This window comes from Ruegeria sp. CE8 (genome assembly GCF_056537465.1).
In genome coordinates this window covers 428139-444908 of sequence record NZ_JBQFRP010000003.1, presented here as the reverse complement: position 1 = coordinate 444908, position 16770 = coordinate 428139, and the positions used below count along the sequence as shown (strand labels likewise).

14 protein-coding genes are annotated in these 16770 nt (G+C 55.7%); 11 read left to right on the top strand and 3 right to left on the bottom strand.

Annotated elements, in window-relative coordinates; genetic code table 11:
* Window positions 1-19 precede the first annotated feature (19 nt).
* From ACR0AA_RS07865 to ACR0AA_RS07855, 3 genes are all read right to left on the bottom strand, one after another.
* Entirely contained in the window at window positions 20-1726 is a 1707-nt protein-coding gene (locus tag ACR0AA_RS07865) for a DUF3604 domain-containing protein (protein WP_480755804.1), read from the bottom strand.
* 217 nt (window positions 1727-1943) lie between these two features.
* Window positions 1944-3827: a DUF3604 domain-containing protein gene (locus ACR0AA_RS07860; RefSeq protein WP_480661709.1), complete on the bottom strand. Its 1884-nt coding sequence runs from the start codon at window positions 3825-3827 to the stop codon at window positions 1944-1946.
* A gap of 10 nt (window positions 3828-3837) precedes the next feature.
* Complete coding sequence (locus ACR0AA_RS07855) at window positions 3838-5766, bottom strand: DUF3604 domain-containing protein (protein WP_480661707.1); 1929 nt, start codon at window positions 5764-5766, stop codon at window positions 3838-3840.
* Window positions 5767-5884: 118 nt separating this feature from the next.
* Here ACR0AA_RS07855 and ACR0AA_RS07850 point away from each other — a divergent pair, with 118 nt between their 5' ends.
* The 11 genes from ACR0AA_RS07850 (at window position 5885) to ACR0AA_RS07800 (ending at window position 16715) form a co-directional block, all read left to right on the top strand.
* Window positions 5885-6583, top strand: a complete 699-nt coding sequence (locus tag ACR0AA_RS07850) for a Crp/Fnr family transcriptional regulator (protein ID WP_480755803.1) — start codon at window positions 5885-5887, stop codon at window positions 6581-6583.
* Window positions 6584-6622: 39 nt separating this feature from the next.
* Window positions 6623-7363 carry a hypothetical protein gene (locus ACR0AA_RS07845; RefSeq protein WP_480755802.1) on the top strand — a complete coding sequence of 247 codons (741 nt, stop codon included), beginning with the start codon at window positions 6623-6625 and terminating at the stop codon, window positions 7361-7363.
* A 7-nt stretch (window positions 7364-7370) separates the two neighbouring features.
* The gene (locus tag ACR0AA_RS07840; RefSeq protein WP_480661702.1) at window positions 7371-7700 is read left to right on the top strand and encodes a hypothetical protein; all 330 of its coding nucleotides are present in this window, start codon (window positions 7371-7373) and stop codon (window positions 7698-7700) included.
* A gap of 641 nt (window positions 7701-8341) precedes the next feature.
* Window positions 8342-8836 carry a hypothetical protein gene (locus ACR0AA_RS07835; RefSeq protein ID WP_480661700.1) on the top strand — a complete coding sequence of 165 codons (495 nt, stop codon included), beginning with the start codon at window positions 8342-8344 and terminating at the stop codon, window positions 8834-8836.
* A gap of 184 nt (window positions 8837-9020) precedes the next feature.
* On the top strand, window positions 9021-10049 hold the full coding sequence (locus ACR0AA_RS07830; RefSeq protein WP_480661698.1) for a zinc-binding dehydrogenase: 1029 nt from the start codon (window positions 9021-9023) through the stop codon (window positions 10047-10049).
* A 75-nt stretch (window positions 10050-10124) separates the two neighbouring features.
* Complete coding sequence (locus tag ACR0AA_RS07825; protein WP_480661696.1) at window positions 10125-11000, top strand: branched-chain amino acid ABC transporter permease; 876 nt, start codon at window positions 10125-10127, stop codon at window positions 10998-11000.
* A 3-nt stretch (window positions 11001-11003) separates the two neighbouring features.
* Window positions 11004-12101 carry a branched-chain amino acid ABC transporter permease gene (locus tag ACR0AA_RS07820; RefSeq protein ID WP_480661694.1) on the top strand — a complete coding sequence of 366 codons (1098 nt, stop codon included), beginning with the start codon at window positions 11004-11006 and terminating at the stop codon, window positions 12099-12101.
* A complete protein-coding gene (locus tag ACR0AA_RS07815; protein WP_480661692.1) occupies window positions 12098-12862 on the top strand; it encodes an ABC transporter ATP-binding protein in 765 nt (254 codons plus the stop codon). Before ACR0AA_RS07820 ends, ACR0AA_RS07815 begins: the two co-directional genes overlap by 4 nt.
* The gene (locus ACR0AA_RS07810) at window positions 12859-13632 is read left to right on the top strand and encodes an ABC transporter ATP-binding protein (RefSeq protein ID WP_480661691.1); all 774 of its coding nucleotides are present in this window, start codon (window positions 12859-12861) and stop codon (window positions 13630-13632) included. Before ACR0AA_RS07815 ends, ACR0AA_RS07810 begins: the two co-directional genes overlap by 4 nt.
* A gap of 5 nt (window positions 13633-13637) precedes the next feature.
* The gene (locus ACR0AA_RS07805; protein ID WP_480755801.1) at window positions 13638-15524 is read left to right on the top strand and encodes an AMP-dependent synthetase/ligase; all 1887 of its coding nucleotides are present in this window, start codon (window positions 13638-13640) and stop codon (window positions 15522-15524) included.
* Window positions 15525-15554: 30 nt separating this feature from the next.
* Window positions 15555-16715, top strand: coding sequence for an ABC transporter substrate-binding protein (locus ACR0AA_RS07800; RefSeq protein ID WP_480661687.1), 1161 nt, complete (start codon window positions 15555-15557; stop codon window positions 16713-16715).
* Window positions 16716-16770: the final 55 nt, after the last annotated feature.

Sequence of the window (16770 nt, the reverse complement as noted above, 5' to 3'; positions counted from 1 at the left end):
CTTTTTGGGGTTTTTGGGATCAGGGTGTGTACCAGATGGGCGACGTGTACGCGCGTTCCTGCGTCGTCATCTGCGTACCTTCTGGCATTTCTGTGCCGAACTTGACCGCGTCGTAAGCTGTCCAGCGTGGCGTTGGGATTTCGATCACGCGCGCGTAGTAGAAAGCAGGTTCTGAAGGGTCGAAATCGGGGTCGGTCCAGACGGTGCCCAACTCTGGCGCGCCTATCGAGTTGGTCCAGGAGGGAATGGACAGATCGACGGTGTTGCCGACAGGAGGCAGTTTTCCGGCTGCATCCGGCGACCGATCACCACCCCACGCCACGTCGTAGACCATCTCCATGGCTTCTCCGCTTTCCGCGTCGATCCAGCCTTTGACGATCTGTATGCGGTCGAGGTTGGCGCCAATCGGATCACGTAAAGAGTAGACGAGAAAATCTGGCGCGTCTCCGTCGGCGGGTGTTGCCAAGTCACCGCCCATGGGCACACCGCCGGCATAGCCGATGCGGGCGAGATCCCGTCTCGCCAGCGTATCACTGTCGTAGTCCCCCCCGAAGAAACGCACGGACATGCGCGGTCCGGTCGTGCCATAGGCCTCACGACGGCGCATCGCGTCAAAGATCGACTCACGCGTATTTTCCTCCGCCCAAACCGCCGTCAATCCGGCTGCATTGTATTGGGAAGAGTAATAGGCTACCTCTCCATCCGGAAATGTCCGGCCCACGTGGACTGCGCGGTCCGCTTTCGGTTCAAAGGCGGTGAGTTTCCCGAAGAAATTATCCTCTGTCACCGTTGTAAGCCCGGTATGCGTGTCCGTTGCAGCACTCGCGCCGAATTTGTATGGGTTCACGCCCAATTCCGCCTCCAGCGCCAACCCCCTCAAAAGGCCAGAGCGGGCGTATTCACCCGGAAGCATTTCCTTTGTTTTGCGTTCAGAACTATCGAGATTGCCGTAGTCCCATGTTTCAAAGTCGGCGAATATGTCATCAGGCGACAGGAACGGATGCGCTTCACCATCTCCCTTGTACTGTGTCCATTCATAAAGCGGCTCCCACTTCTGGCGCAGTTCGGCGTATTCCCGGTCCAAAGGCGGGGTGCCGTCAGCGAAGTCGTCAACCAATGAAAACATCCAGCCGTTGGACAGATTGCCGTTGTGGGCAATCGCCAGCGCGTCACCGCCCGTGGTATCCTCATAAGCTTGAAGCCAAGCATAGAGATCGCGCGGGTTCGGTGATCCCATCGGCGGCGTCGTGGTGTAAGGTACAAGCTGCCTGGTCCTGTTCGGCCCATCGCGCAAAATGACGTTGCGATGCAAATTGTTGCCGCTCACAAGCGAAGTCCATTCGAAAGCGGCGAACGTCGTAAAAACGCCGGGTTGGTAATACTCCTCGGCAATAGTGACCAGATTGTCCCAAACGCGCACATAAGCTTCGTTGCCCAGTTGATAGTTTAGGGCAGGACTGAGGGTGCCTTGCGCGAAACTTGCGGTCATCTCCTGCGCTGCCCTGAGTGCAGCTTCGCCGCCCTGATTGAATGCTTCGTGGAAACTGCGCCCCTGTTCATCCGCCATTATATTGGGAGCACCCGAAATTATATCAGTGATCGCGCCCATCCCATCGGAGTGATCTGTGATCATGTAAAAGTCAAAAGGCCGCGCGAGTTTCACAGGTTGGCCAGTGTTTGAGATCACCTGTTCACCTCGCGCAAACCTGTATGCATCCCGAGGCATCAGCCGCGTTCCGCCGCCGCCTGCATCCGCTGAAAGGCTGGTATGAAATGTGTATCTCCAAAGAAAACGCGCTCGAGGTACGCCCGGTCTGCGTAGGGCGAATAGGGTCTACCTTTCAAAGCGTTGGCGGTCGCGTTGGTTGGCGTCTCCTGGCATAATGCTGCGGCCGCAGCGAAAACAAAAATGCTTGAAGCAATTGATAGAGTGTTCATTAGAATTACTCCGGAGCATACCAAATGGGCGATGTGTAGGCCCGGTCCTGAATGGATTCAGGCGCACCCACTGGCAATTCGACACCAAAGAACTTGCGGTCATAGGTGGTCCAGCGCGGGGTCGGAATTTCCAGTACCCGAACGTAGTAGAAAGCGCTCTGATCAGCGTCGAAATCCGGATCTTCCCAATAGCCGCCAAGAATGGCTTGGCCGATGTCATTGGTGTATGAAGCCTCTTCGGCATTAACCGTATCGCCCACCAGACCATTGCACGCACCATCAACAACCTCGCGCCCACCACAAGAAACGTCATAGACTTTTTCGGATGTGGTGCCGTCTGCGTTGAGCCAGCCCTTGATGACCTGAACCCGGTCCAGATTAGCACCATCGGGGTCTCGCAACGCCCGAATTAGGAAACGCGGCGCACGGCCTTCACTCTTTCCCAGATCACCCCCCATAGGTACGCCATTGGCGTAGCCGTGCGCCGCGAAGTCCGACCGAGGGAGGTCAGATTCCTTAAAGTCATACCCGGCAAAGACACGGACCCTAATGCGCGTGCCAGTAGTCGCGTAAACCTCTCTGCGCATCATCGCGTCAAAGATGGCCTCGCGTGTGTTCTCTTGTGCCCAAACCGCTGCAAGGCCCGATGCGCTGGTTTCCCACGCGCGGATCGTATTTTCCGGGGCGCCTAACCGCCCTGCTATGGCTTCTTCGAACCTCACTGGATCGGCCGTGGGTTCAAGCTGCGTCACCTTGCCGAAAAAGTTTTCCTCACGCGTTGTCGGCAACGAAGTATGGGCGTCGGTCGATCCAATCATGCCAAATTTGAAAGGGTTCGCACCTAACTGCGCCTCGTAGGCCAGCCCCCGCCGCAGCGCCGGTCGGGCATACTCCTTCGGCAACATATCGGGTGTCTTGGGTTCAGATCCGAAATTGGCCGAGTCCCATGTCTCAAAATCCGCGAAAGGATCATCGGGTGACAGCATCGGGTGCGTTTCACCGTCGCCTTTCATCTGCGTAACTTCATAGATCGGTTCAAACCTGGCTCGACGTTCCGCGTACGCCTGATCAATAGGGTCTTCCGAACCATACGGGGTGTCGTCGAACATCAACCCGTTGGACAGATTGCCATTATGTGCGATGGCCAACACGCGCCCGCCGGTTTCCGTCTCCAGCGCCTCCATCCAATCCCAAAGGCTCTCAGGGTTAAAACCTCCGTCAGACGAAAGCGGAACGCGAGAGTTAGCGACATCTTTGCCGTCTCGGTACACGACCACGCGGTGCATGTTGTTGCCATTTGGCGTTGAGGACCATTCGAAACCGATGATCGCGGAAAACAGACCAGGCTCATTTGCTTCTTCTGCGGCGTCAATTGTCTCTTCCCACGGACCACGTGAGAAATCGGGATTGTTCGAGTACGGGTTCTTGCCTTCAAACCGGGAGCCGGCCCACAGATTCCACGCCTCTCCAGCCGCCTCGGCTGAACCATCCTTGACATAACCATGCAACGTTTGACCGAATTCGGTATCCAGTACTGCGGGGTCGTCCCGCTTGAGCATGGGCGCGACGCCAAGCCCTTCGGCGTGATCTGAGATCACCAGCCAGTCTAACGGACGAATGAGGCGCACGGGAACACCCATCGAAGACACTACCTCTTCGCCCTTAGCGAACCGAAACGCTTCGGCAGGGCCAAGGTTGTTGCCGATCATTCCGGCATCTGGCGAATAGGATGTGTGCAGGTGGGTATCACCAAAAAGAACCTGATTAGGGAAATCCTGTTGGGGGTAAGGTGAGTACTCACGGTCGCCCGGATTTGGCGGTGGTGCGTCCTGAGCGAAGGCCGCTGAGGACAAAGCAATGATGGATACCGTAAGTGCTTTTAGATACATGGTTAAATCCTCAAGATGGCGTGTACCAGATGGGGGATGTATAGGCCCGTTCCTGGATTGAAACCGGAGCACCGTCGGGCAGTTCGGTGCCAAAAAACTTGGCGTCGAAAGTTGTCCAGCGCGGGGACGGAATCTCAAGCACGCGGACGTAGTAGAAAGCCGACTGCGTCGGGTCGAAATCGCGGTCTTCCCAGAAACCGGCCAGAATGGCCTGACCGATATCGTTGGTCCAGGTGGCCGTTTCCTCAACGACCGTATCACCGACCGGACCATCGCACGCCCCATCTATCAGTTCGCGCCCGCCACACGCGATGTCGACGACCCGTTCGGTAGTGGTTCCGTCCGCGTTCACCCAGCCTTTGACGATCTGGATACGATCCAGATTTGCGCCATCAGGATCACGCAGCGCCCGCACCATGAAACGAGGTGCGCGGCCATCGCTCGTGGAAAGGTCAGCGCCCATCGGCACTCCGTTTTCATAGCCGTAAGTGTCGAAATCCGAGCGTGGCAGGTCTGTCTCCTCAAAGTCATATCCTGCAAAGACACGCACGCGCATGCGCGTCCCGGTCGTCGCAAAAACCTCTCTGCGCATCATCGCGTCAAAGATGGCCTCGCGTGTGTTTTCACGCGCCCAGACGGCGGCCAGCCCCGAGGCTGAGGTCTCCCATGCCTTGATCTGATTAGCTTCGTCACCAAGGCGACCGGTAATCGCCTCGTAGAAGCGCATTTCATGGGCTGAAGGTTCAAGCGCGGTGATCTTGCCAAAGAAGTTCTCTTCGCGAGAGGTGGACAGGGACGTATGTGCGTCCGTTGACCCGATCATCCCGAACTTGAACGGATTGACGCCGAGCGCGGCCTCATGTTGTAGCCCCAGACGATAGGCCGAGCGCGCATATTCACGCGGCAACATTTCGGGTGTTTTGACCTCGGTGCCAAAGCTGCCTTTGTCCCACGTTTCGAAATCCGCGAAGGCGTCATCCGGAGACAAGGCCGGGTGGGTCTCACCATCCCCTTTCATCTGGGTCACCTCGTACAGAGGCTCCAGACGTTGCCGTCGCTCGGCATATTCTGCGGACAGAGGTTCCCCCGAGAACCGTTTGTCATCAAACATCAGCCCGTTGGACAGATTCCCATTATGTGGGATGGCCAATAGCTGGCCACCGGTTTCGGACTGGTAGTCCTCCATCCAGTCCCACAGCGCCTCGGGATCATTGCTAAGCCCATTGGACAGCGGAATACGGGTATTGGCCTCTTCCTTGCCATCCCGGTAAACGACGACACGGTGCAGATTGTTGCCGTCCGGGGCCGAACTCCACTCATATCCGATAAAGGCGGTAAAGCTGCCGGGCACATTGGCCACTTCGGCGGCGTCGATGATTTCTTCCCAAGGAACCTTGGGCACGTTTTGATCTGACGCCAGATGGTTCGTGCCTTCATAGGCGCGGCCGAGCCACAGGTTATAAGCGGCCTGCGTGCTTTCGATCGTCTTCTGGCTGACCAACTCATACAGCTCTGCGCCCAGAGGGTCTTCCAGCAAAGTCGGATCAGCGCGCGTCAGCAGCGGCGCAATGCCAAGACCGTCAGAGTGGTCGGCGACCACCAGCCAATCCAATGGTCTCTGCAGTTTTGCGGGGATGCCCGTGGACGCAACCACCGTTTCGCCTTTGGCAAATTTATAGGCATCCGCAGGGGACAGTTTGTTAAAAACCAATCCGGCATCCCACGAGTAGGACGTGTGGAGGTGCGTGTCGCCGAAAAAGACCTGATTAGGAAAACTTTGTTCCGGGTATGGGGAATATCCTGCCCGATCTGGTGCTACATTGGGCGCATCCTGCGCCACTGCCGAATGTGCTAATATGCCTACAATGCAAGTTATAGCAGCGTAGCTAATCGCGGAAGCTGAGAATAGAAACCCACGAGAACTCTGAGCGGAGTACATCTCCTATGCCCTCATAATATTGTTTATTATCAGGTAATTATGCTATTGTAACGTAAACGTTGTTGGGCAAAGCTAACAGAACAGTTTGCCAAATACTTTCCCAAATGGGGTAATTGCGATGAAGAAGGAATCTAAAGATACATTTTTCCCTATCTTTTCTTCAGCATGGCTAAGAGGCGTACCTCGAGAAAGCTTAGAAAAACTTGAGCAGATTTCGGAAATCGTCACGTACAAGGACAAGGAAACGATTTACGCAATTGGTGGGGCGCAAAACTTTCTCTATGGCACCGTCTCGGGAAAGGTTCAGGTTCGCCTCACACTTACCGAAATGGAACCGGTTCTGGGTCATATCCATCACCCTGGTGCCTGGTTCGGTGAATCAGAGTTGTTGCTTGACGTTGACGGTTTGGTGGAGATGAAGGCAGCAGGCGATGTCAGATTGGTCAGGATCGCATATTCCCGGTTTCGGCCACTGGCAAATGCGCGCCCTGATCTGTGGGAGGCAATTGCCCGTCTAAGTTCGATGAACCAACTGTTGGCCATGTCCGCGGCCAATGACCTTGCACAACGAAATACCCGCAAACGCATTACGGCCGCGCTTTTGCGATTGGGCGGATGGAGAGGCGTTTTGCAGGGAACCGAACCGACAGACACCGTTGTTGCCAGCCAGCAGGAACTCGCGGACCTGTCGAATATCGCCCTGTCCAAGATTTCTGTCTATTTGGGAGAAATGGCGGCCGAAGGCCTAATACGTTTGGAATATGGTCGCACCGTCTTGATCGACTTGGATGGATTGCGATGCGTGGTCGAGGAGTAGATTGATGTGTGCTGGCACATGTCATAACTGTAGCCAATCTTGGAAAAAGCTTCCTCTGCCCTTTTCTCAGGATTAAATAATTTTTCGATCTTCTGTCTTGGGGTGTTCGGCCCGCGTTCAGCTTTGGCATGTCCAGTTTGCGTCACGCTGCCCGAGACCTCACTTGCGGATCACTTGATCACGGCTGATGTCGTCGTTTTGGCGGTACCGGCGCAGGATAACCCGTTCAAATTTGCTCCGCGTCAGATCATCAAAAGCACTTCAGACGATCAGGAGAGAGTCCCTGAAATTCCATTCTTGATTGACAGCGCAACCCGCGCTGCCTGCCGCGCTGACCCCGAGATGACAGTTCTGCTGACCTACGGTACCGTTTCTAAGGATGGCGCTGGACGTGGCTTGTCACGCAAGAGGACAAGGATATTCACGCTGACCCCCGAGCGCGAAAAGTTCCTGGAAGCGCTTTGGGCCGAAGCAGAACTGTGGCAGGACCGCACTACGGCATCCAATGCGCGCGTCGCGTTTTTTGCCCGATACCTTTCGCAAGGAGATCGGGTGCTAAGAGATACTTCCCTTATCGAAATCGATCGAGCGTCGTACGGAAGTATCCAAATATTGCGCAATACGGTTGCTGCAGACGAGTTATTGCGCGAGTTCGACAGCCTCTCTCGTATGAGTTTCGTTCCGGTTGCTGGGCCTCCAGGGCGACGATGGCAAGGCCAGACAAATTGTCCGAACACGATATCCCAATTCGGTTTTTCAAAGTTCGGGGTATGCGTATGATTGGGCTGTGGCTGGGATATCTGTCGATGGGCCGGACGCTATCACCGTTGTCGACGCCGCGTTAGGTTCGGTAAACCTCAAACAGGACCATAAGCAATCCCTCATTCGCGCCCTGACTGACTCAGGTTTGGTGTCGTCTGCACTCAGAGATCAGATCATCAGGATTATTTCCCGCGAGTTGGAACAAGATCACTCGTCGGCTTTGGAGATTGCTATTGCCATGCGCAATTGGAATGAAACGCTTCTGGACAGCCAGTTTGTATCTTTGCTCGAAAACGAAAACGTTGATCCGGTAACGCGGTTCGTCATCCAAACCAAACTCGCCCCAATTGAGTGACAACCAACTGTCTCGAGCTGCGTTGAAACCGCTTCATTGATTGGCCGCACATACTAAAGCAGCCGATCTTTTTTGCGCAGTGCAATTACCAATCCTGCAAGGCGTCGGTGAAAAATTCTCTCATGGCTGGTTGATCCGAACATCCGGTTTCTGGAAATGGACTGTCCAATCGGGAAAGGTAACGAAGGTCTGCTATCCGCCCTTCGGAACCTCAATGCACCTTCGGTGACAACTGAAGAAGTTCACCCATCTCAAATCACTATGACGCTTTCCTAAGACACCCCCACCCGCTTTCTGTGCCGTGCCTGCTTATTTTGCCGCCACAAAGCCCTTGTTTTATTGATGTGACGATTTCTGCATAGATATCAAAAACGGTCTCGAAAACCGTTGTGGGTGCAAGCCCACCCAGGGTTCGAATCCCTGTCTCTCCGCCATAATCCTTCCGATTTGGTCGCCATATCGTTTTCAACAACTGTGTTGTTAGTCGATGGCACGCGCGACGGCGTGTTATTGCCATCAGCGCCAGTCGTATCGGCGCAGGCTGGCTCAATACCCCGTATTGAAAAGAACTTTGGGGAATTCCCCTTTGATTATCATTAGTTTTAACCCATCTAAGCGGCACTTATTTCAAGGAGAGACACATGTCGCGTACTATCTTGTTAGCTGTATTCGTCGCCGCCATCGGCGCTGGCATTTATTACTACCTCAACCAACCAGAACCCACCCCGGCTGAGCAACTTCAGTCAGCAGCCCAAGATGCGGGTGATGCGGTAAACGAAGCCGTGGATGCGGCAACCGAGCAGGTGAACGAAGCCGCCTCTTCTGTCGCCGATCAGGCTTCGCAGGCCGCCGAGCAAGCCGGACAGACAGCTACTGATCTGGCCAATCAGGCAGGTGATCAGGTCGCATCTTTGGCGAGTCAGGGCCAGGATCTAGTCAATACGTGGATCGAACAAGGTTCTCTGAGTGTCCAGAATTTCGACTATGACGCCATGGTCACGTCGGTGCAGAACAGCGATCTGACGCAGGACCTGAAAGATCAGGCCGTGAAAATTCTGGATGACATCAAAGCATCGCCTCAGTTGATCGCCGAAAAGATAGAAGAGCTTCGCGCACTGCTGTCGGGGCAACAATAAGTCAGGGGGCCGTTCGAATTCGAGCGGCCCTTTTCTTTCGCGCGCCCCGGAACTCCAGCTACGTCAGCCGTCCTTCAGATTGACGTGCCTGCTGTGGTTTGATTGGCTGCCCCCAAAATCCGAAGCCACACCAATTGCGACAGACCCAGTCTTTGCTGTGCCCGCACAGGAATTAGGAGATACCATGACCGCCCTGCCCACAAACATGTTTGCCGTCATTCAGACCCATGACGGGTATTCCGGATCGGCCTCTGGACCCTTTATCGAAGACGCTGCTGAGTGGCTGGCCGAAGCGGAGCTTCCCGTTCCAGAACCCGGCCCCGGACAGGTTCTGATCAAACTGCGGGCTTCGTCGGTAAACCCGTCCGACATCCACTTTATCAAAGGCGAATACGGTCAACCGCGCGTAAAAGGCATGCCAGCCGGATTCGAAGGATGCGGAGATGTGGTCGCCACCGGCACCGGAGCCGAAGCCCTGCAGGGTCAGCGCGTGGCGTTTGTTGCCGCCGGTTCTGGCGCTTGGGCGGAATATGTTGTGACACAGGCGATGATGTGCATCCCGCTTCGGCCCGACATTTCGGACGAGGACGGGTCGGCGCAGATCGTCAATCCCATGACCGCGATGGCGATGGTCGACATCGCCCGAACCGCCGGAGACGCGTTTATCGTCTCGGCCGCGACAAGCCAGCTGGGTAAGCTGATGTGTTCGCTGGGTCGTGACTTGGGGCTGAAACCTATCGCAATCGTCCGCCGGGCTGAAGCGGTAGACTCTTTGAAAGAGCTTGGCGCGTATGATGTTCTGGTCACTTCCGACCCAGAGATGTTGCAGAAATTCGCAGCTTTAAGCGCCGAACTCAAACCGCGTGTATTTTTGGACGCGGTCGCGGACCAAACATCCGAGCAGATTTTTTGCGCGATGCCAAATGGCGCGCGTTGGGTTGTTTATGGCAAACTAAGCCCCGAACTTCCCAAGCTGACGCAGACGGGTCAGTTGATCTTTATGGGCAAGCGGATCGAAGGGTTTTGGCTGACACAATGGATGACCTCGACACCGCCGGCAGACCAGATGCGTGTCGTCGGTGACGTTCAAGCCCGCTTTGCCGATGGCCGTTGGAAAACCGATGTTTCTGAACGGCTTGCACTGAAGGATGTGGTGTCAAATCTGGCCACCGCACTAAAAAAGAGTGACGGAAAGGTGATTATCACGCCATAGTAGAACAAAGCCCCGGCGCACGGAGGATGCCCGGGGCGCCAAAAACGCCGGGTACACCGGCATGGGAGGGTGAATTTGGATAACGCGCAGCTGCTGATCAGCGGGCTGGCGAATGGCTGTGTCTATGGCCTCATCGCGCTTGGCTTTGTGTTGATCTACAAGGCCACCGAGGCGGTGAATTTCGCACAGGGCGATTTTATGATGCTGGGCGCCTTTGTGACTATCGGACTTACGAATACCGAGTATATGGGGCTTCCGTTCTGGCTTGCGCTGCCGATCTCTCTGGCGATCATGGGGGCCTTGGGTTATCTCCTTGATCGTCTGATCATCCGGCGTTTGTTCGGTGAAAGTCAGACGGCGGTTGTGATCCTCACTATTGCGCTTGGGTTCGTGATCCGCTTTGTGGCCGGCCTGATTTGGGGGCACGAGCCGCAGACGCTGCAGAACCCCCTCGCTGGAAAAGAGGTTCGGTTTGGTGGATTGGTTCTTGGGATGGAGGACGTGGCGGTCATAGTGGTCACCATCCTGTTGACCTGGGGTCTGTACGTCTTTTTCAGCCGGACCAAGCTGGGATTGGCGATGCAAGGCGCGTCGCAGAACCAACTCGCGGCTTACTACATGGGCATCCCTGTCAAGCGTGTGCAGGGGTTCATCTGGGCTCTGGCCGGGGTTGTCGCCGGGATCGCGGGTATCCTGTTTGCTGCCAAAGGCTCGGTTGACCCGAACACCGGTTTGCTTGGGATCAAGGCCTTTGCGGCAGCCGTGATCGGAGGTTTTGGCAGTTTGCCCGGAGCTTTGGCCGGAGGGCTGGTTGTTGGTGTGATCGAACCCTTTGCCAGCCGCTATATCGCCGCCGGGTACAGCCAGATTGCCCCATACGCGTTGCTATTGTTGGTCTTGATTTTCCGTCCCAACGGGCTGTTCAGTCAGGTTCGGGTCAAGAAGGTCTAAGCTATGCGGATTGTCTTCAAAACCAACTACATGCAGGATATCCGGCCGTGGAAAGACACATACCAGCTGACCCTGTATCTGATCCTGCTGATCATTGTTGCCGCTGCGCCCTGGTGGCTGGATGACTTCTATCTGGGTGAACTGACAAACGTCCTGATCTGGGCCATCGCCGGCTTGGGGCTGATGGTCCTGACGGGCCACACCGGGCAGGTCAGCCTGGGCCACGCGGCGTTTCTGGCCTTTGGCTGCTACGCCAATGTTGTTCTGCTGGAGGCGGGGGTGCCGTTCCTGATCGCCTTCCCTCTGGCGGGCATTTTGACCGGGATCGCCGGAGTAACCGTCGCGATCCCTGCCCTTCGTCTGCACGGCATCTATCTGGCCATCTTCACAATGGCTTTGTCCATCCTGATGGACGATGTCATCGTTCTGGCCGAACCCATCACGGGCGGCGTCGCTGGCAAGTATCTGGGCGGGGTAGAAATCTTTGGCTTTCTGGTTGATCGCTGGGGCACACCGGTTCAGTTCTTCTGGCTGGTCCTCGGTGTGGCAGTGCTGGTGACGCTGGGTTACATTAACCTTCTGCGTGCCCCATTAGGGCGTAGCTTTATCGCCGTGCGGGACTCCGAAGTCTCTGCCCAGGCCATGGGTGTGGACATCGCCAGGACGAAGATGATCTCGTTTGCCTTGTCCTGCGCCGTCACCGGATGGGCCGGTGCCCTAATGGGCATGTATGCCGGGGCGTTCAACAACGAGACCTTCAGTGTCGTGATCTCCATCCAGCTTCTGATGATGATCGTGATCGGTGGGCTGGGCTCGATCCACGGCGCGTTTTTGGGTGCCATTGTGATAGGGTTTCTTCCGCAGTTCCTGTCGATCTCGAAGGAATATGTTGGCGCCATTTTCGGCGGCAACACTGTCGCCATTCCGGGCCTGGAGTTCGGCATCTTCGGTATGATCCTGATCGCCTTCATCCTGTTCGAACCGATGGGCATGTATGGTCGCTGGCTCAAGATCCGCACGTGGTTCGAATTGTTCCCTTTCTATCGCAAAGACATGTTCAAGCGTCAGAAATCCTACCTCAAGACGGAGCGCCTGAGATGAGCCTGCTTGAGTTCGAAAATGTCACCCTGAAATTCGGTGGCCTGACTGCGGTGAACGACCTGTCTTTCGAGGTCGAAGAAGGTGAGGTCTTCGCCATTGTCGGCCCCAACGGCGCGGGAAAGTCCACCGTATTTAACCTCATCTCGCGTTTCTACGATCCATATGCCGGTTCGATCCGCTATGACGGGCACGATCTTCTACAGGTGAAACCCTCGGGCGTGGCAGCCTATGGGGTTGCGCGGACATTTCAGAACATTGAGTTGTTCGAACACGCCACCGTTCTCCAAAACCTTCTTGTCGGTCGGCATCGCCATCGCAAAACGAACTTTCTTTCGGAAGTTCTGTTCCTACCCACTGCACGGCGGCAGGAGCTTGAGAACCGGCAGAAAGTTGAAGAGATCATCGACTTTCTCGACCTGCAGGCTTTTCGCGACAAAATGATCTCGGGTCTGCCCTATGGTGTGCGCAAAGTTGTTGAGGTGGCGCGCGCACTGGCCACCGATCCGAAGCTACTGCTGTTGGACGAACCGGCATCGGGGCTATCGGTTGAAGAGACCACAGACATGCGTTGGTGGATTGACGATATCCGGCGGCAAATGGGGATCACGGTTCTGATGGTCGAGCACGATATGGGTCTGGTCTCAGGGGTGTCGGACCGAGTTCTGGCGATGGCGGACGGCGCAAAACTGGCGTTGGGAACCCCGACCGAGGTGCAGTCGCATCCTGCGGTGGTCGAAGCGTATCTGGGGAAAGCCTCATGAGTGAGCCTATCCTGACGATCCGCAATGTCGAAAGCTTCTACGGCCCCATCATGGCCATCCGGGGCGTGTCGCTGGACGTTCATCAGGGGAAGATCGTTTCAATTTTAGGCGCGAATGGTGCGGGCAAGACCACTCTGATGAAAACAGTGTCAGGCGTTATGGACCCGGAAAAGGGTAAGATCACGTTTGACGGTGACGAAATTCAGGGGTCCGAGCCGCACAAGGTCGTGCGGAAAGGCATCGTCCATGTGCCAGAAGGGCGCGAGGTGTTCCCGCTTCTGACCGTCGACGAAAACCTTAGCCTTGGCGCCTATACCCTTTCGGACAAAGGGCAAATCGACCACGACCGCGATCTGGTGTTTTCGTACTTCCCCATCCTCAAGGAACGGCGCAACCAAGAGGCAGGTACCCTGTCAGGCGGGCAACAGCAAATGTTGGCAATCGGTCGGGGCCTTATGGCGAATCCGAAAATCATGCTGCTGGATGAGCCGTCTTTGGGTTTGTCGCCGCTGCTGGTGCAAGAGATTTTCGGCATCCTCAAACGCTTGAACGACGAACAGAACATGACGATGATGCTGGTCGAACAGAATGCCAATGCCGCGTTGGAACTGGCCCATCATGGCTATGTGATGGAGGTGGGGCGCATCGTCATGGACGGCGCGGCGGGTGTTTTGATGCAGTCCGAGGACATCCAGAACTTTTATCTGGGCGTTCAGGAGGAAGGCGCGAGAGAGAACCGCCGCTGGAAGCGCAAGAAGACGTGGAGGTGAGCCAGATGAATATCAGCACCCTGCCCCCTCAGATCACGGTCAACGGCGTTCGTCTGAACGCAACACCCGGTCAACGCCCGGTCCGCGTCGACGAATGCATCACGATCTGCCAGTTGTTTCAGAGCCGCTGCGCCGAGCTTGGCGATCGCACCGCGCATCGCGAAAAAGATTTTGGCATCTGGAAGTCGTATTCTTGGGCTGATTATTGGCAACACGCGAAGTGGATTGGTCTAGCCCTGCGTAAACTGGGGCTGCAGCGTGGTGAAGTCGTCTCGATCCTGTCCGAGGACCGCAAGGAATGGGCGTGGTTCGACATGGGTATTCAAGGCGTCGGTGGTATCGCTTCGGGCGTTTACACCACAGACTCCGCCAACCAGTTGAAATACCTTATCAATGACAGCGACAGCCGCTTTCTGATCGTCGAAAACGAAGAACAGCTGGACAAGTTCTTTCAGGTTGAAGGCGAACTGCCGGGGCTGCTGAACGTCATCATTCTGGACGATGAGGGCCTTCATGACCTGAACCACCCGCGCTGCATGATGATCGACGAACTCTATGCGGTGGGAAGACAGGCCGAGGCGGAACGACCCGGCAGCTTTGAGGCCGAAATCGCGCTGGCATCACCGCAGGATACGGCCTTGTTGGTTTACACATCGGGTACAACCGGCATGCCGAAGGGCGCGATGCTCAGCCATGAAAACGTCCTGGCCGCCATCGAGTGCGGCGCGCATTCCTTGCCCACCTTCATGACCGACGAACAGCTGTGTTTTCTGCCTCTGTGTCATATTCTCGAGCGTGATGTCTCGGTCTATTTCCCGCTGGCCGCCAAATGCACTGTCAACTTCGCGGAAAGCCCGGAAACCGTCTTTGCGAACTTACAGGAAGTGTCCCCGTCGACCTTCACTGCCGTGCCCAGAGTTTGGGAAAAGATCTATTCCCACGTGCAGATCATGGCGCAGGACGCAACGCCGACGGGTCGCGCTGCCTTTGGTATGGCGTTAAAAGCGGGTTTGGCCCGGGCCGAGTATATTCTGACCGGCAAGCCCGTGCCCACAGGTGTCGCGGCAAAGTTTTGGCTGTGGGATCGTCTGGTACTTCGCAACTTGCGGAGGATGCTGGGCATGGACAAAATGCGCCGTGGCGGGACGGGTGCGGCCCCTATCTCAACCGATCTGTTGAAGTGGTACTGGTCCATTGGCGTGCCTCTGATCGAAGGCTTTGGTATGACCGAAACCTCGGGGCTGGCGACGCTGAACACAATTGAGCACAACAAGATCGGAACCATCGGACGCGCTGTTCCCGGTAATGACATCCGTATCTCGGATGAAGGCGAAATCCAGCTGAAAGGCCTGAACATCTTTCAGGGCTATTGGCGCAACAATGCCAAAACGGCTGAGACCTTTACTGCTGATGGTTGGCTGCGGACCGGAGATCTGGGGCATGTCGATGATGAGGGCTATGTCACGATTTCCGGCCGGATGAAGGACATCATCATTACGGCCGGAGGCAAGAACATCACTCCTGCCGAGATCGAAAGTAGGTTGAAGTTCAGCCACTACATCTCGGACGCGGTGATCATCGGTGACAAGCGCAAGTATCTGACCGCACTCATCATGATCGATCAGGAAAACGTCGAGAAATTTGCTCAGGACCGGAAAATTCCGTTCTCGAACTTTGCCTCGCTATGTGCTGCCGCTGAGGTGAAAGAGCGGATCCAGGCCGAGATCAATGCAGTCAACAAGGACTTTGCCCGGGTTGAACAGATCAAGGACTTTCGGCTGATCGACGTTTTGCTGACCGCCGATGACGACGAACTGACCGCGACCATGAAGCTGAAGCGCAGTTTTGTTGAAAAGAAACACAGCCATCTCATTGAGGACATGTACAAATAGAATAAGGGAAAACCCAAAGGGAGGAGAAAGATGAAGAAAATGATCATGCGGTTGGCGACGGCCACCGCTTTGACGGCTTCGGCGACCCTTGCAAACGCGCAGACCCAAGGCGTTACCGATGACGAGATCATCATTGGTTCGGTCAATGATCTGAGCGGTATTTTCGCGGCCGTTGGTGTTCCGGCGATTAAGGGTGCCAATGTCGTGTTCGACCGCGTGAACGCCGACGGTGGCGTCCACGGTCGCACGATCCGTTATGTGGTCGAAGACAACGGATATCAGATGCCGCGCGCGATGCAGGGCTACAACAAGCTGCTGAACCGCGACAAAGTCTTTGCCATGCTGCAATCACTTGGAACACCAATGAACCTTGCCGGGTTCAAGTTGTTGGATCCTAAAGGTATTCCAAATGTCGCGCCTCTGACCGCCGCCCGGCAGATGCTGCAGGATCCGATGGACAATAAGTTCACGTCTTTCTCGACCTATTTCGATCAAAGCCGCGTCGGTGTGAAATATCTGGCCGAGCAGTTCGGGTCGCAAAACGTCTGCACCATGTACCTGCCTACCGACTTTGGGGAAGAGATTCTGGAAGGCAGCAAAGCCGGTGCCGAAGAAGCGGGCATCAACTTTGCCGCCGAGACGACACATAAACCGGATGAAACGGACTTTGTGGGTTCGCTCAGCAAGCTCAAGGAAGAAGGCTGCGATATCGTCACGATTGCTCTGGGTGTGCGTCAGGCGATTACGGTGGTCGGAACTGCCAAAAAGATGGGCCTGAACGACATGAAGTTCATGGGTACCTCGGCCAGTTTCCTGACCGTTGTTGCCCAAGTGCCCGGTGGCGTGACGGACGGGTTCTATGCCGCGGCCTCATGGCAAGATCTGTGGGCCCGTGCGGACGACCCTGCCCCTGCGGCTTTCATCGAAGAGTATAAGGCGGCCACAGGCGAAGATCCGGTTGGTTTTGCCATGCTCGGTTACGCAGCCGCTGAAATGATGGTCAAAGCACTTGAGGCCGCGGGTCCCGACCTGACACATGAAAGTTTCATCGCTGCAATGGAAACGCTGGATTATCAGGATGAACTGGTCGGCAACCATATGACCTTTGGGCCGGATGATCACCAAGGCGCCGATTCAGTCTATGTGAATGTCGTGGAAAACGGGGCGTGGAAGATGGTGTACGAGGAGTAAGTTCCACACATCTCCAAAACGAAAAAGGGCTCGCAAATGCGAGCCCTTTGATTTT